Raw genomic sequence first — 19,415 nt, 5'->3', positions numbered from 1 at the left:
GGTCAGGCCTCCTGCAAGTTAAAGCGCTGCCTGGTGGCGCGGGCCGTAACCCCACCAGAGGCCGTGTCTTCTGCAACGGCCTTGAGAATCAACTTGATGGCGACGCTGCCATCAGCACGGTTTTGCGACTGGACCTGGGCCTCGACAGGAGCACCCTGGTTGATGACCTGCATGTCGATGCGGACAGGAGCAGACTGACCACCGCCAGCAGGGGCCGAGCCAGCCGCCTGCAGAGGAGTCACGTAGCCGTTGGCGCCGGCCATCATCAGGAACTGCTGATCACCGATGTTGAGCAGCTCAGGAATCTTTCGCTCATTGACCTCATAGAGGTTGCCGGCCGTCACGGGGCCGCCGTTGGCGCGGCCGCCAGCCACCGAGCCCAGATCGATGCCACTGACCGAGCCCCAGCCCGAGACAGCCATGGTTTCAGCACCTGTGGCCTGCAAGCCGGGGGCTTGCGTTCCGCCGCCAAAGAGTTGCGTCACGCCGCTGATCAACGTGCCCAGCAGCCCGTTGCCCTTGGCTCCACCCAGAATCGACACCATCTGGGCGCGGAGCTGAATGCGGATCAGCTCAGAAATGACCGACTGCGCGTAGTCCTTGAAGCTGCTCTTGCCAGTCATGGCAAATGACAGGGCCGCATCCTCCAGGCCGCCATAGACCCGGTTGAACACACCAGCGGTTTGCTCTGCCACATTGGCGGCGCTTGCCGCGTAGTCATCGAATGCCTTTGTGGCGCCCGTCAGCCAATTGCCCTGGGCCTGCCCAATGGCATCAAACGTGCTCTTGTAGCTGGCCTTGGCCCTGCGCTCGAATTCATCGATCTGCAGGGCCTTTTCCTTGTAGAAGCTCTCCAGATACGGGGTGAGCTCACCACCAGCGCGGGCACGAGCCTGCTCACGATCGCGGTTGTTGTCGTAGCGGCGGCCAGCGTAGGTGTCCTCGATCTGGTTGATGCCGTTGTAGTACTCGCGCTGGCGCCCGCCCATACCAACGAGCTGCACTTCGCGTTCCTGAGCGCGCTGCAGCGTGGACAGGTACTGCTCAGCCTCGACTCGGGACTGCTCGATGGCCGTGGCCTGCTGAGAGAAGGGCTGCTTGGCCAACAGGACAGCCTGGGCCTGAATCAGGCGCTGCAGGCTTTCCTCGGTGCCATCGTAGGCGGCGCCGATCTGCTTCCACTGCTGGGCAAAGTTGGGAGCCAACGGCGAGTTTTCAGACAGCAGCTGGTCGGTCAGCTTGCTGCCCTTGCGGGCATCAGCCAGCTTTTCCTGGACCTCGAGCTCCGCCAACTTGGCATCAACACTTTTGCGACGAGCGTCTGTGAGTTTGATCAGCCCAGATGCGACGTCGCTATCGAGCTTCGCGCGGATCTTTTGGCTATCGGTGAGCTCGCGATCGACTTCAAGCTCTTTCTTAACCTCATCGACCTTGGTTTGAATTCTCGAAATCAGCCTGTCGTAGGCTGTCTCTTCGCTTTTGGCTGCAGCAGCCGCGCCCTTGTCCTTGAACTGCTCCTCGGTGGCCTTCTGAAGCTGCCGGTATTCCTGATCTACCTTCGCCTTGGCTTTAGGGTCGTCACCGACTGCTTTGAGCTTGTTCTGGTACTCGGTTTCGAGCTTGATCAGTGCCTTTTTCTTCTTGGCCTGGTTATCGGCATGCTGATCAAGAAGGGCTTCCCATTTTTCCGTCGCCTTTAGGTTAACGGCACGGGCGCTCTCCGCCGCTGCCGTCTCCTTCTCAGTGGCTTGCTGCTTTCTGAGCACTTCGAGATGCGCCTCGGCAGCAGCAAGCTTCGGCTTGATACTGGCATTCCACGGGGACCTATCCGCCAGCATTCGGAGGTTGTCGACAGTCTCCTGCTGCTTTTTAAGCAGGTCATCGGTGGCAGACTCACGGCCAACGCTCTTGATGAGATCCCAGACGTCCTTGATGGCGTCCTTGATTGCGACCCAGCTCCGCTCGACCAATCCCAAATGCTTGACCATCTCATCGGATCGCGAAACCAATGAGTCCGCAAAAGCCTTCTGTGCTACCTTGGCGGCTTCCGTCGTGCGCCCTTGATCTTCAAGCGCCTTGATCTGCAGATAGACAGAGGAGGTCAGGTAGTTCGTGCCCTCATTGAGCTTGAGGGTTGCCTTCAAGGGATCGTTCTGCAGGCTGGCGAACTTTTCGGCAGTCTTATCCACGGCAGTGCCTGTTGCACGCTCCCAGCGAATCGCCGCTTCCGAATAGTCACGTAGCTGGTCGCCACCGCGAACACCTGCCGCCACCATGGCAGTGATTGCCTCAACGGCCTTGCCATGGGTGCCGATCACGCCGTCGATACTCACTGCATAGGCACGCATCTGGCTCAGGGTTACGCCAGAGGCATTGCCGGATAGCACCACGGCTTCCCGCATCTTGTCGACTTCACGGCTGCCCTGGTAATAAGCAAGCGCCAAGACGCCGACTGCACCAGCCGCAACCGTGTAGGGATTGACCAAGCCGAGTATGTAGCCAGCCAAGGCCTTTGCGGCCTCCCCGGTACCGCCGAACATGTCCTTAAGCTGGCCGCCCTGCTGCAGCAAGACTGTCAGCGGCTGCTGCCCACCTTGCAGGGAAACGACGATATCGGTGAACTGCGCAGGCACCATGCGCATGGCCGCAGCAGTCTGGGCAGCGCTGACCCCGGTGGCCCCGAAAGACTTCTCGGCCTGCCGCAACTGGGCGATCATAGGCGCGGCCTTGGCGGAGAGCCCACGCTCGGCCGCCTGCATTTCCAGAATGTCGGTGGTGGTCTTGCCAATCTGGCTCGACCGCTCCTGCAAAGTCCGCAGGAATGCATTGTCAGATGCCAGCTTCTTTTCAGCGGCCTCCTGCTGGTGCAGAGCATTGACCCAGAAGTCCACATAGCCAGCATCCGTGGCCAGCTTTTTTGCCGATTGATGCTGGGCCTCAAACAGGGCGGTGGCGCTCATGCGCTGCTCGGCCCCGCTGGCCTCCTGCAGAGCCTCGCGCCAGCCGTTGACGTAAACCGACGAGTCCACCAGGCGCTTGGCGCCGGCCGTCTGAACGTCAAACAGCCCTGTGACCGTTTTGCGCGAACGCGCTACGGCCTCTGCCAACTCGGCGTCATCCCCCGAGATGACAAACTTGAGGAACTGGACTGCCTCGCTCATGGCTGCACCTCAACGGCCACGCTTTGCACGTCTGCGGAGCATGCTTGAAAGAGCACCACTGACACGGTCACGACGCTCAGCCGCCTGCTCTGGGGTTTCATGTGCACTGCCAGGCGCTGCAGCCATGGGGTCCGTGGCCGTGGCCAGCTCTGCGCAGTACGAGCACGAGAGCTGCCGCAGCGTGGCGCTTTCCCAGGGCGATAGCCGCAGTCCTGTGACCTGCTGCCAGGCGCTGATCTGCGAATAGCCAATCGGCACCAAGCCCATGCCGTTGTGTTCTGCCGGGCCAAAATCCCAGAGGTACTCGAGCAGATACGCAGCAGGGCCGGCATCAGGCACATCGTGCGTGCGGCCTTCCTCTGCCAGTTTCTGACGGCGTGTGAGCGGTTGTTCTTCACTGCGGCGGGGCTTCTTGGATGGATTCGACGGCTTGAGCGTGGCGCTGAGCCACGCGAGGGTGCGGACGTGCAGCGTCAGGCGTTGGCTGCACCCTTGCAAAAATTTGCCCAGTCACCTGCGAAGCTGTTGACCTGATCGGTGATGTAGCCGCACGAGGGGTCGGCAAACAAACCACGCAAGAACTCGCGCTGCGTCTGGCCCTCGAAGTCGAAACCTGTGATGTCTGCGACCAGATCCGCCAGCAACTCGGCGCCATCCGCATGACGCTCTTCATCCGACAGATTGCGTGGGCGTGCCTCGTCGCCCCCCTTGCGCAGCAATTCGAGGATGCGTTGCTTGGCGGCCAGCTGCGCCTTGCGGTACTGCTCCGAGCCTGGACCGTAGATCGTGACGATCACCGGCTGGGAGTTTGCTTCCTCGCCAGCCTCGACCGCGTCTGGGGTGAACATCATCGGAAGACCACGCACGTCCTTGAGGTGCAGGGTGCCGGTTTGGACAGTCTGGAGTGAAGAACGCTTGATGAGGCCCATGTCTATTTCCTTGTATCTTTATGAAAGTGAGTGCACCCAGTCAATCAGGGCACGGCAACGAAAGTTGCTGTCACAGTGATGCCGGCGACGACTTGCGTGTCAACGCGCGGGTTGTCTGTGATGTCGTCGCTCCACTTATCGAAGGCATAGCCGGCAGCGGGCTTGGCGGTGACAGGCGTGCCGCTGCCGCCTTCAGCCACGGTCTGTGTGGCCACGCCCAGAATGGAGCCGTTGGCGCCGGCCTGGTACTTGAGCTGGAATGTTTGAGGCTCGACCTCGAGGATGTCGCTGTCGATTTCCAGCACAGCGGTCTTGCCGGTGATGCTGTCCACGCCGCCCACATTGGTCTTGAAGGACATGCACTGCGCCGTGAAGTAGTGCCGAGTGCCGTCCTGCAGACGGATGGCGTAGCTGTAGCTGTCATCGGACTCGGAAGCTGCGGCCATCAGCTTCTGGCCAGCGTCATTCTTGGAACGCGCCATGGGCAGCGTGATGGCGCCTTCATCGAAGGAACCCTTGCGCTTGTTGGTACGTCGTGTGGCTACGGGGTTGTGCGTGACCTTGCTGTACTCTCGGCCGAATTCACCCAGGTCGGTGATTTCAGCGACTTCGGTCCATTGCAAGGCCTTGTAGCCCATGGCCGTGTAAGAGGAAGGACGGTTGGGGCAGACCTCGAGGGTGCTGCCGGCAGAGGTTTGGACGTCTTCGGAGCTCATGGCGAATTCCTTTCAAAAGAGGTGATCAGGTGCCCTGGGCGCGCGGGCGCCCTTCGGCGGTGAAATAGCGGAAGATCCAGCCGACACGGATGCGATAGACGGGCTCGGCGCCGCGGTCGTCGTGCTGTGGCCGTGTGCCTCGCAAGCGGGGGCGGCCTTCCAGCAAGCAGTCAAGCTCGGTCGGGCCATCAGGGAACAGCGCCTCTTCAACCTGGGCCAGCAGCTCGCTGGCACGCCTGAGGTAGTCGCCCCCGCCCTTGACCAGGCAGCCGACCTCAACGATCAAATCGCGCTGTAGCGTGGCCCGGCCACCCGAGCCCATAGTCCGGCGCTCGATCTCCTCATCACTGACCTCGATCTCAATGGCCGGCAAGGCCGAGCTGGGCAGGTTGTTGAGACCCTCGACACGGACTCGAGTGCCGGCATCGGTGTTGGCCGCCAACAGGACGGATTGCAGCGACTCGAGGATCTGGAGCTGCAGGTGATTGGGTTTAGCCATTGCCGCCCCTTCGCAAAACAACCGTGGCCCAGCCCGAGCTGTCAGCGACCACGGGCTCGATCACCGTCCATTCCTGTCCGCTGATCACGAGCACCCCGCCCTGGTCAAGGCCGGGGACAGAGGCCAGAGGAAGGCTGCAGCTCGGCTCAAACTGACCGACCCCCAGGCCGTCATGGGGCTTGCTGTCGAAGATGACAGCGAACGGCTCACCGCCGAGCCAGGTTGCAGTGGCATTGGCCAGCATCCCGAGCACGGAGGTGTTGATGAGCTGCTCAACGCCCGCGAAGGGCGCGAGGCTGGCATGGGCCTGGGGGTTGAAGGGCTGCATGGCCTACCCGTCAGGCCCTCTTGGCCCGCTGCAGCATGCCAGGACGCGTGCACATGAACAGCGGATAGCTGTAGACCTCGGGCCTGGCCCAGAACTGGCGGTCCTTGTCCATCACCACCATGGCATACACATCCTGGCCGGGAGTGTTGACGAAGGGAAATGCTTCCAATGGCGAATAGCCAACACGGAAGGCATCAGGGGCGTTTACCGGGAAGAACTGGCACTCGTTCGTATCGATCGATACGGTGGAGTTGTCATCCGTGCCACGGTAGTTGACGAACTCGATGTTGCCGTAGCGGAATGTGCTGAATGCCTGACCAACATCGTTGCGCAGATCATTGGCAGCCTGCTGATTGAGGTATGTGCTGCGGGTTTCAGCGTTACCCACCAGATCATCAAAGAAGTTGTCGCCACACAGGGCCACTGCATAGGTTTGGCCAGGCAACCATGCACCATGGCTGTTGCGCATCATTGCGCGAATGACCTGATTGCAGGCCTTGCGAATCTCGCCACCTTCGGCAGTGGCCAGAGCCAGCTTGAAGTTGATCACAGCAGGCTTCGCAATGCCGAACTCGTCATACCAGTCGAAGAGCACCTCGCCATCGGCGTCCAACACCTTGCCCTGAACACCGCCCAGACGCATGTGCTCGTGCGTCAACTCGACGGCAGCACGCAGGCCGGTCTTTCCGTTCATGATGTCAGCCAGCTCGTTTTGTACGGCCTGCAGCTCGCTGACGGTGCCAAACGCTCGGATGTTCTGGACTTGGGCAGCCTGAAGAGTACGACCGCGCGCAATGCGCGATGTGTCGAAGTAGCGAATCCGGCGCTTTTCGCCCTCGCCTTCCTCGATGGGAGCACCGCGCTGGCTCGTCTTGATCAACGAGAGCACACCGCCCTTTTCCTCGATTGCAACGCTTGTAGTGCGGGAACGATCCGGAGTGAATACTCCCATCTGCCCCAACAGTTGGGGAACAAACGGTGCAGCTTGAATTGCTGCGGACAACGAGGTCATTTGAAATGCCTCGTGCCCAAAGATGCTCATATCTGCCATGTTTATGTCCTTTCTGCGTGCGTATCAGCGCGCAACGATGCCGATGCCCGCCAGTTGCCCCAGCGCGTCAGCTTCTTGTTGAGTGGTTGTGCCTGCGGGCCAGATCAGTGCGTGACCGGCCACTTCGGCATCACGAGCAGTGACAACGCCAGGCTTTTCCGCATCAGTGGCATCAACTGCGGCATACAGGACGGCCACAGCGCTCTCGCTGCCGTCGGTGGCGGCCGGAGCCACGGCGGTGTAAAGGCCACTCGCAGTGATCTTGCCCAGGACTGCACCTGGGAGAAGGCTCTGACCGGCAGCGATGGTCACGACGTCACGCGAGCGTGTGCCATTGGCTTCGCTGACGATGTAGTTGCCGGTGCCCGGCCCCATTTCTTGAACTCGCATGGTTTCTTTCCTTCCTGTGATTCCAGTTACGAGCTGGTGCCAAAAGCACGTGCCCAGCCAGCCGTGCTCTGAGCGGCAGAGGCAACGGCGGCATCAGGGACAGCGCTTTCGACACCCGAAACAGCCGGGTTACCCAAGGCCGTCATGGCCTGAGCAAACTGATTCGATGCAGCTGCAGGTGCAGTAGCGGCTGCAGCTGGCGTTGCCGCATCCAGAAAGCCCTTGGCCTGCTCGGCAGTCAAGCCGGTATCGATGCACTGCCGGGTAATGGCTGGGTTAGCGGAAGCATTGGCGTGACCGAGGATGGCGCTGATGCGCGCACGCTCAGCGGCTGCACCTTCAGCGCGAACGGCATCCGGAGATACCTGCGCAGGGCCCGCATGAGCCTCCGCGCCAGAAATGCGCGCAGAAAGAGCCGAAGTGGCGACAGGGGGGGATGCGGGCTGATTGCCCGCCTCGGGTGCTGTGCTGCTCATGAGTGCTCCTTTCGAGACAGCGGTGCCGTGGGCGGGCTGCCCACCAGCGGGATACGTCCGCGCACGACGCGCAGACAATTCGGTAATCAGGGAGTCAGTCGTGCTGATGCGGCTGGCCAGTCCTGCGCTAATGGCCGCCTGGCCACGGAAGACAGCTGCACCGGTGTCGCGGATGGCCTGCTCGTTCAGGCCGCGATGCTTCGAGACTGCCTGCACAAACATCGTGTACAGGCCCTCGATATCGGCTTGCAGGTGCTCGCGCACGGCAACCGGCAAAGGCTCATAAGGGTTCCCGTCGACCTTGTGTGAACCGGCAAAGATGTGAGTGACCTGGATGCCTTCATTGGCGAGGGCACGGGAAAAATCCACATGGCGCATGACCACACCGATGGAGCCGACATAGCCTGTAGTGGTGATCACCACCTCGTCTGCAGCACTTGCGCCAAGGTATCCGGCGCTGGCTGCCATGCCGTCGGCAATGGCGACGATGGGCTTGCGACCGCGCATATCGAAGATGCGCTGGCCGTACTCGAAGGCACCGGCCACCTCGCCGCCCGGCGTGTCATAGACCTGCAAGATGGCATGCACATCAGGGTGTGCCATGGCATCTTCCATGTCGGCAGCCATATCGTTGTAGCCAATCAGCAGCGTGCTGTCGGCCTCCAGGCGTGTGCGGTGCACCAGTGCGCCCATGGCGTTGACCACGGCCACGCCATCCACCAATCTCCAGCCACGGTCGGTGCGCTGGCCGCGCTTGGTGGAGAACATTTCCGGTGCGAGCTCAGCTTTTGCAGCTTCACCCACCTGAATCAGAGGGGCCGAAGTGCCAAGTACTCTCTGCCCCACGCCGGCAATGATGGCGTCCAGCTTCTGGGGGTGCATCAGCAAAGGCGTGTTGAAGATGCGCTGAGCGGTATGAGGATGAAAGTTAAAAGCGCTCATGGTTTTCATTCCTCTTGCTCAGCAGGCTTCTCGGCCTTGGTAGTTGGAGAGCGGCCTTTGCTCAGCTCATACAGAGAAGGAAGACCACGATCAGCGCGCATACGGGCCTCAATCTGCTGCTGGTCCAGAACCTCCTCGTAGTCCTTGCCCTGCTCAGCGCATTCGTCTTCCATCGTGGAAAGCCCGGTCTCCATTCGCATGTTGGCGGCCTCGGCTTCTTTCACCGGATCAACGTAACCACGGCCACCAAAGATGAAGCGGCAGCGTGTATAGGCATAACGCTTCTCGTAGAAGCCAGGCGCATCGATCACGCCAGCATTGATTGCTTCTTCAAGCCACAGCTCATAGATGGGACGGAGCCAGTAGTCCACCAGCCAGCGACGGCGGCCGTGAAAATATCTCCAGGCCTCGAGCAGCGCCGCCCGAGCCGAGGAATAGTTGGTCTTGCTGAAGTCCTTGACCAGCAGCTCATAGGGGATGTTCAGACCGGCAGCGATATTGCGCAGCACGGCCAGCATGAATGCCTCAAAGGCCACGTTGGGTCGGCCTGGCGTGAATGGGCTGACCTTGGCGCCAGCTGGTAAAGGAATAACGGCAGCACCCTCCAGCTTGCGGATGGCCTGGGCGTCTTCCATCGACTTTTCCCATGCCTCGCGAGGCTCCTCGCCGAACAGCTCCTCCGAGGAGCGCTGGTCCATGTTGGATTCGAGGAAGGCCGCAACCAAGGAATTGGCCATGCTGGCTTGCAACTCGTTTTGCGAGTATTTGCCAGCCATGTGAAATTCGCGCATGACCGCGGCCAGGATGGGCTTGCCACGGGATTGCCCTGTCTGTTCCTTGTCGTGAAGGTGGATAACCCGTCGGCGGCCCCACTCAGTAAAAGCGGGCACCCGCTCCCAACGGGTCAAATCCATTGCTTCATTGCCTGACAGATAGGCGGCGTCGCCGGGATGTGCCCCTTGGAAGTGGTACGCGACAGGGGCGCCATCGTTATCGAACTCTATGCCCTCGCGCATACGTGCCACGCCGACCAAGCCAGGCGGCGTAGACAGTCGCGCGGATGAGATCAGGCTCAGCCTGGTATTCCAAATGAGACCAGGGCGAGGCCGCCACAAGGGCAACGCCACTGAATCCCCGGTCGTCATTCCGCTGGTCAGCGCCTGGTTGGTGAGACCCAGCAAGTTCAGGGTGAGAGCTGCGTCGCACTCCGTGGTGTCCGCCCAGCTCCGAAAGTGGGCTTCTGTGTTATTACCCCACTCACGGGCCTTTTCCGGGGTCCAGCCCAGCAGGCGGTAATCAGGACGGGACGAGAGGCGCAGCACGGCACCAATGATGTTGTCCCGCATGGTCTGCATGCCACCAGACACCAGACCGTTATTGCGCGTCAGGTCCAGAGACCTGCTACTCAAAGTGCCAAGCTCGGGCAGAAGCGCAGCGTCTGCGCTGCTCAGCGTGGGGTGCCAGCCCGAAAACGCCAGATCCGAATGTGACGCCCCCTGATAGGCAGACATGCCCACACGGGAGCTTTTCGACACGCTTGCTGCAGCGCGAAGATCACGATTGTTGCGTGTCTTTCGCCCCATGATCAGCCCACCAGATAAATGGGGCGGCGAGCACGCCTACCGCTGCGACGTGTTAACTCGTCGTTGATATCGCTGATCTGCTTTTGCAGGTCGCGGACGCTGTTGTCGCGGAACTGCACAGATCTGCCGTGGCCGCTGGCGGAACTGGGACCAGTGAGCTGCTGCTCGTGGGCCACGCTCAAGCGATCCCGAAGATCGGTGAGCTGCTGCGTGGAGTAGTGGCTATAAAGTCCCATGCGCCGATGGTCGGCGCAATGCTGTGACAGTTACTTGTGACAGTGTCACTATTTTTGGCACAGATTCCGTGATAGGTCGACAACACAATTTTCCTAACCAAACTCTCATGGTGACCATAAATAAACAACTATCAGCTATCTTTTTGTGAGCAATCGCGACTTCCGGCAACCCAGCGATAAACCGTGCGAGTTGACACTCCGTGCTTGCGTGCCACCTCGCGGCTGTTGAGGCCATCGAAGTCACGCAGCACCGCCGCCCGGACTTCCTTGCGGCTTCGGACAGTGTTGCGGGCATAGGCATTCATTCCGCCAATGCGGGTGACGACGCGGCGCAGCACGCTCTCTGTCAAGTCCGTGGCGCGATCGACACCGAAGCACAGGCCTGCAGCATTCAGTTCTTCACGCAGGATGTCGATTAGTTCAAGGCGTTTATTGCTCATATTTTTATAGCTTCAAGTGCAGTGAATACATTAAGAGAGGCTGATTGGTGCGAAAACGCTGCGCTTCTTGGGCTGCGGTTTTGGCTGCGGCAACGCAACACGATCCCTTTCCACCTTGACCAACAGAGATTGACCCTCGCTCATTCCAGCCAACTGGAGCTCTAGGTACTGCTCTCGCAGCTGATAGTCGATTTCGCGCTTACGGTGCAGGCGTAGCTCAGGGTGATGGGCGGCGGCATAGCTGTAAATGGCCGTGTCGAGCGGCTCATTGCGGGCGCCGCGCTTTTTCTCGTAGCGGTTCTTGGCTGGATCGAAGGTTTCACTGACCAGGCCCTTGAAGTAGAACTGGTCCAGCTCCTGCGAAAAGTGGGTGTAGCGCTCCTCCGGCTTGCGGTCAGAGTCCACGCTGAGCCGGCCGAACAACCAGTTTTTGGCGGCGACCGTACCAACGTAATAGCCACGCACGCCCTTTCGGTCAGTCTGACCATTGCGGGTGACGTCCAGCAAACGAGGCTTACCCAGCACCGGTGCGTTATTGGGCACGGCGCCTTGAATCACCATGGGACGACGCACCAAGCCCAGACGCACCCAGTGTTTGACTGCCTCGGACCTGTGCCCCCCCATGTCGACAGCTGTCGCATCGACGCCTAGCAGGTATCCGGCCTCCGATTGAATCGGTCGATTCAGGTATTCGGTCAGCGCCACCCACACGGCATCGTCTGCTGGATCGCCGGGGAACTCGTGATAATCGAGCGCCCAGAAACCCATGCCTCGGCCCCAGCCGGTAAGGTGCAAGGCGAGACGGTCATCCTGGGTATCCACCCCTGCGGTTACCCAGAGCACGCCCTTCGGTGCGCCACGGATTGGATACTCCTCCGCGCGCTCCTGAATGGCGTTGTAACGCACCGAGCGCATGGTGGCGTCTTCCCAGGTCTCGGCCAGGCGGTCATTCAGAAACACCTTGAGCTTTGCCGGATCGGCCTGTGCATCCAGCCACATCGCAGCCAGCTCCACCCAGGTCGGACCCAGGCCGAATTGGTAATAGAGGCAGTTGATGGTGTAGCTGCGTACACCCTTGGCGCCATTGGGATTGGTGGCGATCCAGCGGCCCGCGGCGATCATTGCCGTTTTGTGGTGCTCCTCGATGATGCAGCCATGCTCTTGGCACACATACCAGGCCTTGGAGCAGTCCGGTGCCCACTTGAGGCCCGACCACTGCAGGTGCTGCATATGGCCGCAGTGAGGGCATGGCACGTGATAACGGCGCTGATCACCCGCGAGGAACTTCTCTTCGATACGGCTTTGCCCCTTGATCTGGGGGCTGCTGATGTAGATACGAAGGCTGGTGGCCGGGAAGGCAGAGGTACGCCCCTCCAGCATGAGCAGCGGGTCGTCGCCGGTGCGCAATGCCGCGGCGAACTCATCCAATTCGTCAACCAGCAAGAAGCGCACTGTGGTGGACTTGAGGCGGGACGGGCTGCCGGCGTGCTCCAGATAGAGCTGGCCACCGATGAAATCCTTGAAGGTCTTGGTGTTGCTCGAGTTGCGGCTGGAGATGCTTCGCAGGGCTTCCTTGACGGCCTTGGTCTCCTCGATCATGGGGTCTAGCTTCTGGTTGACCCACTTTTCCATGCTGACTTCGCCGGGCAGGCAGACCATTACCGGGCCCGGATTCTCGGCAATGATGTAGCCGAGCGCGTTCACCTCCACCTCGGTCTTGCCGAACTGAATAGGGAACATGAGCACCACCTCACGCACGCCGCTCTTGTTGCTGCAGGCGTCCATGGGCTCCTGCAGAGGCGGATTGCGAGCCGTGCGCCACTGGCCCGGCAGGCTGGAGCCCTTGGTGCTGAGCACCCGATTCTTGTCGGCCCACTCGCTGACCGTCCTGCGCTTGCGCGGCGCCACGCTGCGCGCCATGGAGCGCAAAGCCCTCGACGGGCACGACAGAGCACCTGAATTCAAAGCTCTCACTCGCCTGCCCCTCCGTTTCGACGGCTCTCAATCTCATCGGCCAGCTTGTTGATGGCGGTCGAGAGTTCAGTTCTGGCGATGTCCATCTGCTCGCCCAGAATGCGGATCACCTCGTCGGACTCCAGGCCTGCCAGCATGGGTCCGACGGTCGACGGCACCGCATCCAGAACGCTGGCGATCTTGGCTGCTGCGTCTGAAAATGCGCCAATGGCCTCATCTGCGTCCATGAGCTCGCCCACTTCCTTGCGGTAGGCGTTCTCCTCCCGCAGGGCGGCATAGTGCTCGCGCTTGGCTTTGCTGTCCTGAAAGTGAAAGCCACTCTTGCCGGTACCGCCGTCTTCACCTTCATCAGCGTCCGCACCATCGTCCGACGGCTCAGTGGGAGGCAAGCCGGTCAGTTCATGACCGCGCTCGGCCGCATGTCGCGCCGCAACGCCAGCACGGCTTGGGTCTCTCGTCTCCGCGATGCGCCGGATGGATTCGGCCACGCGCACCAGCTTCCCGTCTTCGGTCATCACCAGACGCCCCTCGTTGCGCAGCTGATAGACAAAACGGCCCTTGTAGCCCATGTGCCTGTTGAATTCGCTCAGTGTGAGCGTCTCGGGGTGTCTGCTTTGCATATTGCTCATACGCCTGCCGCCTGCCGCATCCGGTAGCGGATTCTGCGGCTCAAGTAGTTTTCGACATCAGCGCGCTGGCCCACCTTTTCCATGTCCAGGCGCTCTTGGTAGTTGCCGGACCGCACGAACATCAGCACGGGCCGGATGTCAGCACCGGAGCTGCCGACCACCGCCCAGATCCCCGGCGCCAGGTTGGAGGCGCGGCGATCGTTTTCACCCTTGGCCGTCCACCGGGCACCTCCGCGCAGCTTTCCGTAGGCCAGGATGTAGCGGCGCCCAATGTTTGGGCCCACCTTGCGCACGCCTGCGCCACCGCGCAGCTGCAGCGCCTTGCGCCGGGCGTCGGTCATGTTGGCGCGGTAGCCTTGCTCCCCGAACGATCGGAAATAGCTGAGCAGCTGGACGATGAAGCCGCCCTTGAGATTCCCGTAGCGGTCCTCACTCCCAGGGAAGGGTTCGGCAGGAATTGCAGTCTGGTAGCCCTTGGGAAGGATGCCGGCACGCCGCAGCGCAACCTCGCTGCGTTTATCCCGACGCTTGCCGCCCAGGTTCTGGGCTTTCAGGATCTTTTTGGGGTCGACACCTTTGCCGCCCATGTATTCCGGCTCGATTGTGGCCATGGGCTTGTCTACCGTCGCCATCTTCAGCATGGGGCTGCGCAGGATGTAATCGGTCGGGCGATCGAAAACGCTGCGCATTTCCTCTTGCATGGCACGGCGCACCTCAAAGCCGGCGTCATTGACCGCCTTCACAGAGGCCTCCCGAACCTTGGAGCGCGAGAGCCGGTCCATCAAGGTCTGAACAGGCTTGAGCCCTTTGATGCTGCTCGTGATCTGCATTACGCCTCCTCGCCGGTTTGTGGGGCCGTGGGGCGGCTTTCTGGGAGCAGCGCCCCCAACCCCTTGCCCACGTACTCCGCGCTGCCTGTGAGCGTGAACGTCATGGCACGCAGGCCAGGGAAATGCCCACCGTCCTGCAAAGACTTCACCAGCGATTGCAGTTGGGGCCAGGCTTTGACAGCGGCGCGAACCTCTGCAGCGTTTTCAGGCGTGCAGGGAATCACCCTCTTCTTCTCTTCTTCCATCTCTATTTCTTTCAAAAAGGGGGGTGTAGAGAGATGTGCGCTATGAAGTGCGGCATGTTGTGCGGCATCACAAACACTTAAGTGATTGATATGTATGAGGTGTGCGCTATGTGCGCTATGTGCGCCATGAACATGCACACACATGCGCACGCCTGCATGCATGTGTGTGCACGCGCCCGCCTGCACCCCCGTGAAGGGTGATAGCGCACATGGCGCACACACCTTAAAAATCAATGACTTAACAGCGCACACCATGCCGCACACGCTGCCGCACATAGCGCACAGTTCTGGGCGAATCACTGCTGCGATGCTCATGCGACACCGCCCTTCAGGTCGCGCACGGCCCTTTTGAAGATGTCGATGCGCTCGCCCAGCCAATCAACCTCGCTACCACCAGCCGGCAACTCATTACCGCCCGGCAAATAGCAAACGCTGACCGGCCCCCTGACCTGGTGAACATCCAGGCGATAACGCTTGCGCAGCACCTCGCCCTTGTGTTTGCGTGTCATCGAGTTTGAGAAGCGTGGCAGAGTCAGCGCACGCTCATTGGTGGACGCGCACCACCACTTGTAGAGCTCATACATATCTGACATCAGGCAAGGCGTGAGAAGCGCTGGAGCTCCCTTTGCCGGGAAACCGGGCAGGTCACCTGCCTCAAACACCTTCACGAACTTGCTGGGGCTATCCAGGCTCAGGTCGATGAGCTCGCGCTTTGCATCCGTCATGGGCGGATTGGTGGCGTTCGTGAAGTCCCCCAACTCCATCTGCAGGAGGAAGTCGTACAGCGCTGCGGCACCGCCTGCATCGATCTCGGCCTTTACTGCTTTGTAAAAGTCGGCCGAAAGCTTCTCCGGCGTCCAGATCACCGCATGACGACGGTCATCCTCTTCAAGCACTACGGGCATGGCCTCGTTCGAGAGGAAAACCATGTTCACGTGGTTGGCTTCGTAGTACGCAGCCATGTTCTTGGGATTGATGCGGATCTTGTCGCCGGTGATGAAGGCCTTGAGCTTGTTCTTTACGTGGTACAGGTCAGAACGCGCTACCACTTCATCGGCGATCAGGAACAGCTTGCGACTGGCCCAGTCGTTGAACTTGTCCTCGATAGCGCTCTGGTCGATCGTCCAGCCGTATTTGCCGAAGATCTCCATATAGGCCTCGAAGAACATGTTCTTGCCCGTGCCCTGGGGGCCGTGCATGACGATGGTCGACTTCATCTTGGCGCCAGGGTGCTGCAGCGGATAGGCCAGCCACTTGAGCACCCACATGAAGAGGTCATCCTTTTGAGACTCCGCCGAGCACATGTGCCACAGCAACTCCAGCAATTTTTCGCAATTGCCAGCTTTTGGCTTGGTTGGCCAGCCGTCCCAAAGATTGCAGGTGATGCCCTTGTCAGTGCACGCGGGATCGAAACCCACCTGCTCGGGCCTCACGATCTGGCGGTCCGGGTGCTCGCTCCACGTGCGGTACAGGTCGCGGCTCAGGCAGATGTGGCCCATATCGGTCAAGGTGACCAGGCGATGCTCATCATGATCGAACACAGCGCCGCCCTGGCCATAGACCAAGGCATAGCGCTCGAGCAGCTCATCAAGGCTGTCGATCGGCTTGAGCGGAGCGAGAACGCCCGCCTCCCCGCCCCCCTGTGTGCGGGGCAAGGCCTTGGCGCCATTGCGCGAGCGCCAGCCAAGCTCCAGCAGGCGGACCTCGATCTGGTCGCGCACTACGTGCAAGCCTTCTGCCAGGTGCAGGTCGTTGAAGTCGTTGAACTTCTCGCCCTTGGTCAGCCAAGCCTCACGCACGGCCGCGGGATCTGCGAAAGCTGGTGCCAGCCACGAACCGCCGACCTGCATCGCGCAAGTGCTGGCCATGCTTACACCGGCATTGCCTGCCTTGTGATCTTCGCCGCAGTGAGGGCATTTGGGACCGTCGGCCACCCAGACTCGAGTTTTGCACTCCACGTGCTTGCCCTGGAGCACCGACTCGGCCTCATTCTTGGCGTGGCACTTCTGGGTGTTGTCGTCATCGGCGCAGGCCAGGATTCGCAGGCCCTTATACCTAGCACGGAGTGCCTCGCCCACGGGCACGAGATTGTTCGCGTCGAAGGCCACGGCCACTGGCAGGCCTGTAGCTGCATGAAGACTGGCACCTGTCGCATAGCCCTCGACAAGCAGCAGCAGACCGCCAGCCGTGGGCATACCGATTAGATGGAACCGGCCCTTCTTGATCAAGCCAACCGGCCAGTATTCCTTTTCTTGAGTGCCCGGCTTGCGGTTTTTACCGCGGATGATCTGCAGACCGTGAATGTTGTTGCTGGTGTCCAGCAGCGGAATGACCATCGCCCCGCTGGGCGAGTAGCGCACTCCGTACCCGGCCACGCCCTTGCGCTGCAGGTAAGTACTCTCGCCAGTGGCATCGCACTTTTTCCATGCGGCCGAAGCGCGAGCCGCAGCCCGCTCGGCCTCGGCCTTGCGTTCCAGCTCCGACCGGCGCTTGTCCTCAGCCAGGCGCTTGCGCAGTGCCTCGACCTGCTCGCGGCTGATCTCGTTCTTGCTGATTTCAACCTTGCGAGCATTGTTTTCGCTACCTTGCCAGACGCCGAAGCTGCCGACGATCAGGTCATTGCCGTTATCCAGGCGAATTTCATGCAGCAGAAACCAGCCGCGCTTTTCTCGCCCGCCATCAGCTGTGCGGCATCGGCGCAGCCGGCCAATCTCAAGCGAGTCAACCAGCAGGCCTGCCGCCTTCAGCTGGCCCAGAACGTCGTCATAGTTAGAGGCCATGTCAGTAACTTCCTGCCTCGCTAACTACAGACTTGACGAGGATCGAATTACCCGCATGCAGGAAGGCCAGGAAGGACCCGTGATCGGTGTTGCATGCGAACCACATGCCCGACGCAGCGCGCAGAGCCGCTCCAACTGACAACGAAACGTGTGTGCGCCTTCTTCTAAACAGAAGGGGGGCGGGGAACGGCGAAGCCCCACGCGGCGCGGCGCGGCGGCTGATTGAGGGATTGAACATGCTTGTGTTTCTTGTGCTTGCACCAGGGCTGTCACCCCCCGGCGTGCTGTCTGTCGATGCCGATGCCGTGGCAATAAAAGAGCGCGCGCAACCATTCACACGAATCGAATGGGAGTAACCACCACAGGCCACGCAGTCCGACAGAGACTGGCCGAGTGAATGCTTTGCCGTTGCGCGCGCTGAAATCAAACTGCGTCCCTGTCCTTGGGGAGCAAGGCTGCTGATGCGGCCACCATATGGTTGAGGGCTGCAGCCAGTTCATTGGCGTGGTACTCCAGCCGACGATGTGCATTGCGCGATGGCGTTGCACCAGGCCTGAAGCAATTGGTCGCCTGCTGGGTGAAGTCGACCATCTCCTGCTGGAAGCGCCAGAACGCCTCCATAGGATCGCCACCCGACTGATCAGCCACCGCACGAGTGCAGGTGAAGCCAAGTGCCGCGGCCATGGCATGCAACACCGCGTTATTGCCCGTCACCTGCTGGATGAGCAGCGACTCCTTCAGGCCCAGGATGTAGCGGTCGTTGTTGGTGTTCAGCTTGTGCTGCAGCGTGTTGGGCGACACCCCCATGGCCTTGGCCAGGGCAGGCACACCACCAGGGAAATGCTGGGCCGTCATCTGTGCGGCATCCACCAGATCCATGCCAGCGGCACTGTCGGCCTCGCCATGCTCATCGCCGTATCCCGGCAAGCCTTGAATTGAGATAGTTAGAGACATCAGCGACCAACCCCCTTAATTGGTATGTCCAACACCACCACTTCGCCAACGCCCTGGGAATCAGCCGTCGAGCTGCTGCTCAGCCAACTGATATTCGTGCTGGAGGCCGAAGGGTCTGCAGGCTTCTCAGCCGAGAAGCTCGAGCGCTGGGTACAGGCCTGCTCATCTCGCATGGAGCAAACCAACTCGGCCCCGCCCGCCACCATTGCCGCATTGCGCGGCTTGTGCGGGAGGGTCACAGCGTGAGCAAAGCCAGCCACAGCCAAGGCCACCGTTGCCTGCAAAGCCTTGAGCTGCTCCACAGACAAACGCATGCGAACCACGCTGCCGCACTGGTCGAAGGACAGGCAAACCCAGCCCTCATGCACGGGCAGAACGCCGCGAACGGTGGCTGGTGCGTAGTGATCGAGATGAGAGCGGGCCCTAGACATTGCCGGGCTCCTTAGGTTGCTGAGCGACCGCTGCTTTTTCATCAGCGACACGGGACAAAACACCACGCACTCGATCAGCGGTTGCCTGAGGCAAGTCATCAGGCCATAGGTAGACCGCCTGAATTGATCGGTAGCCCATTGCAGCAGCCGCCTTCTTTGGCGTGCCACCAAGCAACTCAATTGCGTGCGCTTTCTTCATCGCTTCATTGTAAACATGTTTACATGAATGACGGAAAACGAATTTACACAACAGGACTTATCGTAAACACATGCTCTACGGTGAAAGACTCCAACTTGCGATGGACAAGCGCGGCGAGGCCATTGGCCGCGTCATCGAACGCAAGGAAGTGGCAAAAATTGCTAATAGATCTGTTCAGAACATTGGCATGATCATTACCAATGCCAAGGAACGCGATCAAAAGCTCTCAACTGAAGCACACGATGCCGTTGCAGCCTTCCTCAAGGTCAATTCACGTTGGCTACTGACAGGGGAAGGGCCTATGGAGGTGAGTGTGCAAGTTAACGCCCCTACAGAGCTGACACCTGCAGCAATTGAGCTTGCCGTGCTGTTCGACATGATTCCTCAGGCTGACAAGCTCAGCCGCGCAAAAGCATTCAATGCAGCCAGCACAGCAATCATGCAAGTGCTTCAAGACGCTGACGCCAAGAAGTAAGCAGGTCTTCATTCGGAAAGACCAAGACGCGCACACCATCTTTTGTGCACGCCTCGACTGACAAAACCACATCTTCATCACACTCTTCGCACCCGCGAATGCGCACCAATACGCCCTCATTGGCTTGACGTTTTGGTACTGTGTTTT

The 19,415-nt window shown here is 60.4% G+C and carries 20 protein-coding genes; 1 reads left to right on the top strand and 19 read right to left on the bottom strand.

Translation table 11 applies throughout. The features are described 5' to 3' along the window. Positions 1–2: 2 nt before the first annotated feature. From P353_RS16495 to P353_RS28865, 19 genes are all read right to left on the bottom strand, one after another. Complete coding sequence (locus P353_RS16495) at positions 3–3,161, bottom strand: phage tail tape measure protein (protein WP_034371721.1); 3,159 nt, start codon at positions 3,159–3,161, stop codon at positions 3–5. A gap of 9 nt (positions 3,162–3,170) precedes the next feature. After that, positions 3,171–3,659 (bottom strand): hypothetical protein, encoded by a 489-nt coding sequence (locus P353_RS16490; protein WP_232776585.1) that lies wholly within the window; start codon positions 3,657–3,659, stop codon positions 3,171–3,173. Further along, on the bottom strand, positions 3,635–4,090 hold the full coding sequence (locus tag P353_RS16485; protein ID WP_034371718.1) for a hypothetical protein: 456 nt from the start codon (positions 4,088–4,090) through the stop codon (positions 3,635–3,637). The genes P353_RS16490 and P353_RS16485 overlap by 25 nt, the downstream gene beginning before the upstream one ends. A 44-nt stretch (positions 4,091–4,134) precedes the next feature. Beyond that, the gene (locus tag P353_RS16480; protein WP_034371715.1) at positions 4,135–4,806 is read right to left on the bottom strand and encodes an InlB B-repeat-containing protein; all 672 of its coding nucleotides are present in this window, start codon (positions 4,804–4,806) and stop codon (positions 4,135–4,137) included. A 25-nt stretch (positions 4,807–4,831) separates the two neighbouring features. Next, positions 4,832–5,305 carry a hypothetical protein gene (locus tag P353_RS16475; protein WP_034371712.1) on the bottom strand — a complete coding sequence of 158 codons (474 nt, stop codon included), beginning with the start codon at positions 5,303–5,305 and terminating at the stop codon, positions 4,832–4,834. Further along, positions 5,298–5,633, bottom strand: coding sequence for a head-tail joining protein (locus P353_RS27610; protein WP_052084907.1), 336 nt, complete (start codon positions 5,631–5,633; stop codon positions 5,298–5,300). The genes P353_RS16475 and P353_RS27610 overlap by 8 nt, the downstream gene beginning before the upstream one ends. Positions 5,634–5,643: 10 nt before the next feature. Continuing rightward, on the bottom strand, positions 5,644–6,645 hold the full coding sequence (locus tag P353_RS16465) for a major capsid protein (RefSeq protein ID WP_232776582.1): 1,002 nt from the start codon (positions 6,643–6,645) through the stop codon (positions 5,644–5,646). A 63-nt stretch (positions 6,646–6,708) separates the two neighbouring features. Further along, positions 6,709–7,074 carry a head decoration protein gene (locus P353_RS16460; RefSeq protein ID WP_034371706.1) on the bottom strand — a complete coding sequence of 122 codons (366 nt, stop codon included), beginning with the start codon at positions 7,072–7,074 and terminating at the stop codon, positions 6,709–6,711. A 26-nt stretch (positions 7,075–7,100) separates the two neighbouring features. Then, positions 7,101–8,492: a S49 family peptidase gene (locus tag P353_RS16455; RefSeq protein ID WP_034371953.1), complete on the bottom strand. Its 1,392-nt coding sequence runs from the start codon at positions 8,490–8,492 to the stop codon at positions 7,101–7,103. A gap of 5 nt (positions 8,493–8,497) precedes the next feature. Then, entirely contained in the window at positions 8,498–10,075 is a 1,578-nt protein-coding gene (locus tag P353_RS16450; protein ID WP_034371704.1) for a phage portal protein, read from the bottom strand. A gap of 2 nt (positions 10,076–10,077) precedes the next feature. Beyond that, the gene (locus tag P353_RS16445; protein WP_034371701.1) at positions 10,078–10,311 is read right to left on the bottom strand and encodes a hypothetical protein; all 234 of its coding nucleotides are present in this window, start codon (positions 10,309–10,311) and stop codon (positions 10,078–10,080) included. A gap of 131 nt (positions 10,312–10,442) precedes the next feature. After that, positions 10,443–10,751, bottom strand: a complete 309-nt coding sequence (locus tag P353_RS16440; RefSeq protein WP_052084906.1) for a helix-turn-helix domain-containing protein — start codon at positions 10,749–10,751, stop codon at positions 10,443–10,445. A gap of 30 nt (positions 10,752–10,781) precedes the next feature. Further along, positions 10,782–12,671 carry a phage terminase large subunit family protein gene (locus P353_RS16435; protein ID WP_034371947.1) on the bottom strand — a complete coding sequence of 630 codons (1,890 nt, stop codon included), beginning with the start codon at positions 12,669–12,671 and terminating at the stop codon, positions 10,782–10,784. Between the two features lie 50 nt (positions 12,672–12,721). Next, positions 12,722–13,354: a hypothetical protein gene (locus P353_RS27605; RefSeq protein ID WP_052084905.1), complete on the bottom strand. Its 633-nt coding sequence runs from the start codon at positions 13,352–13,354 to the stop codon at positions 12,722–12,724. Then, on the bottom strand, positions 13,351–14,184 hold the full coding sequence (locus P353_RS16425; protein WP_034371698.1) for a hypothetical protein: 834 nt from the start codon (positions 14,182–14,184) through the stop codon (positions 13,351–13,353). The genes P353_RS27605 and P353_RS16425 overlap by 4 nt, the downstream gene beginning before the upstream one ends. Next, a complete protein-coding gene (locus tag P353_RS29585) occupies positions 14,184–14,744 on the bottom strand; it encodes a hypothetical protein (RefSeq protein ID WP_198529088.1) in 561 nt (186 codons plus the stop codon). Before P353_RS29585 ends, P353_RS16425 begins: the two co-directional genes overlap by 1 nt. Then, positions 14,741–17,209: a DUF5906 domain-containing protein gene (locus P353_RS16415; protein ID WP_034371692.1), complete on the bottom strand. Its 2,469-nt coding sequence runs from the start codon at positions 17,207–17,209 to the stop codon at positions 14,741–14,743. The genes P353_RS29585 and P353_RS16415 overlap by 4 nt, the downstream gene beginning before the upstream one ends. Positions 17,210–17,632: 423 nt before the next feature. Continuing rightward, the gene (locus P353_RS16410; RefSeq protein WP_034371689.1) at positions 17,633–18,163 is read right to left on the bottom strand and encodes a phage regulatory CII family protein; all 531 of its coding nucleotides are present in this window, start codon (positions 18,161–18,163) and stop codon (positions 17,633–17,635) included. After that, a complete protein-coding gene (locus P353_RS28865; protein WP_157839619.1) occupies positions 18,163–18,594 on the bottom strand; it encodes a hypothetical protein in 432 nt (143 codons plus the stop codon). The genes P353_RS16410 and P353_RS28865 overlap by 1 nt, the downstream gene beginning before the upstream one ends. Before the next feature lie 269 nt (positions 18,595–18,863). Between P353_RS28865 and P353_RS16400 the strand changes: the two genes are divergently transcribed. Next, positions 18,864–19,268, top strand: a complete 405-nt coding sequence (locus tag P353_RS16400; RefSeq protein ID WP_034371683.1) for a hypothetical protein — start codon at positions 18,864–18,866, stop codon at positions 19,266–19,268. The last annotated feature ends 147 nt before the right edge of the window (positions 19,269–19,415 follow it).

Origin of the sequence: Comamonas testosteroni (assembly GCF_000761245.1) — a bacterium.
Taxonomy (GTDB): Bacteria; Pseudomonadota; Gammaproteobacteria; order Burkholderiales; family Burkholderiaceae_C; genus Comamonas; species Comamonas testosteroni_C.
The sequence above is the reverse complement of the archived record's forward strand: the minus strand, read 5'-3'. Positions and strand labels throughout refer to the sequence as shown.

Bases quoted from the DNA above. Each gene is read 5' to 3' on its own strand.
- P353_RS16425 (WP_034371698.1), bottom strand. From the start codon at position 14,184: ATGCAGATCACGAGCAGCATCAAAGGGCTCAAGCCTGTTCAGACCTTG.
- P353_RS16440 (WP_052084906.1), bottom strand. From the start codon at position 10,751: ATGAGCAATAAACGCCTTGAACTAATCGACATCCTGCGTGAAGAACTG.
- P353_RS28865 (WP_157839619.1), bottom strand. From the start codon at position 18,594: ATGTCTAGGGCCCGCTCTCATCTCGATCACTACGCACCAGCCACCGTT.
- P353_RS16435 (WP_034371947.1), bottom strand. From the start codon at position 12,671: ATGGCGCGCAGCGTGGCGCCGCGCAAGCGCAGGACGGTCAGCGAGTGG.
- P353_RS16400 (WP_034371683.1), top strand. From the start codon at position 18,864: ATGCTCTACGGTGAAAGACTCCAACTTGCGATGGACAAGCGCGGCGAG.
- P353_RS16485 (WP_034371718.1), bottom strand. From the start codon at position 4,090: ATGGGCCTCATCAAGCGTTCTTCACTCCAGACTGTCCAAACCGGCACC.
- P353_RS27605 (WP_052084905.1), bottom strand. From the start codon at position 13,354: ATGAGCAATATGCAAAGCAGACACCCCGAGACGCTCACACTGAGCGAA.
- P353_RS16455 (WP_034371953.1), bottom strand. From the start codon at position 8,492: ATGAGCGCTTTTAACTTTCATCCTCATACCGCTCAGCGCATCTTCAAC.
- P353_RS27610 (WP_052084907.1), bottom strand. From the start codon at position 5,633: ATGCAGCCCTTCAACCCCCAGGCCCATGCCAGCCTCGCGCCCTTCGCG.
- P353_RS16475 (WP_034371712.1), bottom strand. From the start codon at position 5,305: ATGGCTAAACCCAATCACCTGCAGCTCCAGATCCTCGAGTCGCTGCAA.
- P353_RS16415 (WP_034371692.1), bottom strand. From the start codon at position 17,209: ATGGCCTCTAACTATGACGACGTTCTGGGCCAGCTGAAGGCGGCAGGC.
- P353_RS16460 (WP_034371706.1), bottom strand. From the start codon at position 7,074: ATGCGAGTTCAAGAAATGGGGCCGGGCACCGGCAACTACATCGTCAGC.
- P353_RS16480 (WP_034371715.1), bottom strand. From the start codon at position 4,806: ATGAGCTCCGAAGACGTCCAAACCTCTGCCGGCAGCACCCTCGAGGTC.
- P353_RS16445 (WP_034371701.1), bottom strand. From the start codon at position 10,311: ATGGGACTTTATAGCCACTACTCCACGCAGCAGCTCACCGATCTTCGG.
- P353_RS16450 (WP_034371704.1), bottom strand. From the start codon at position 10,075: ATGGGGCGAAAGACACGCAACAATCGTGATCTTCGCGCTGCAGCAAGC.
- P353_RS16410 (WP_034371689.1), bottom strand. From the start codon at position 18,163: ATGTCTCTAACTATCTCAATTCAAGGCTTGCCGGGATACGGCGATGAG.
- P353_RS16495 (WP_034371721.1), bottom strand. From the start codon at position 3,161: ATGAGCGAGGCAGTCCAGTTCCTCAAGTTTGTCATCTCGGGGGATGAC.
- P353_RS29585 (WP_198529088.1), bottom strand. From the start codon at position 14,744: ATGAGCATCGCAGCAGTGATTCGCCCAGAACTGTGCGCTATGTGCGGC.
- P353_RS16465 (WP_232776582.1), bottom strand. From the start codon at position 6,645: ATGACCTCGTTGTCCGCAGCAATTCAAGCTGCACCGTTTGTTCCCCAA.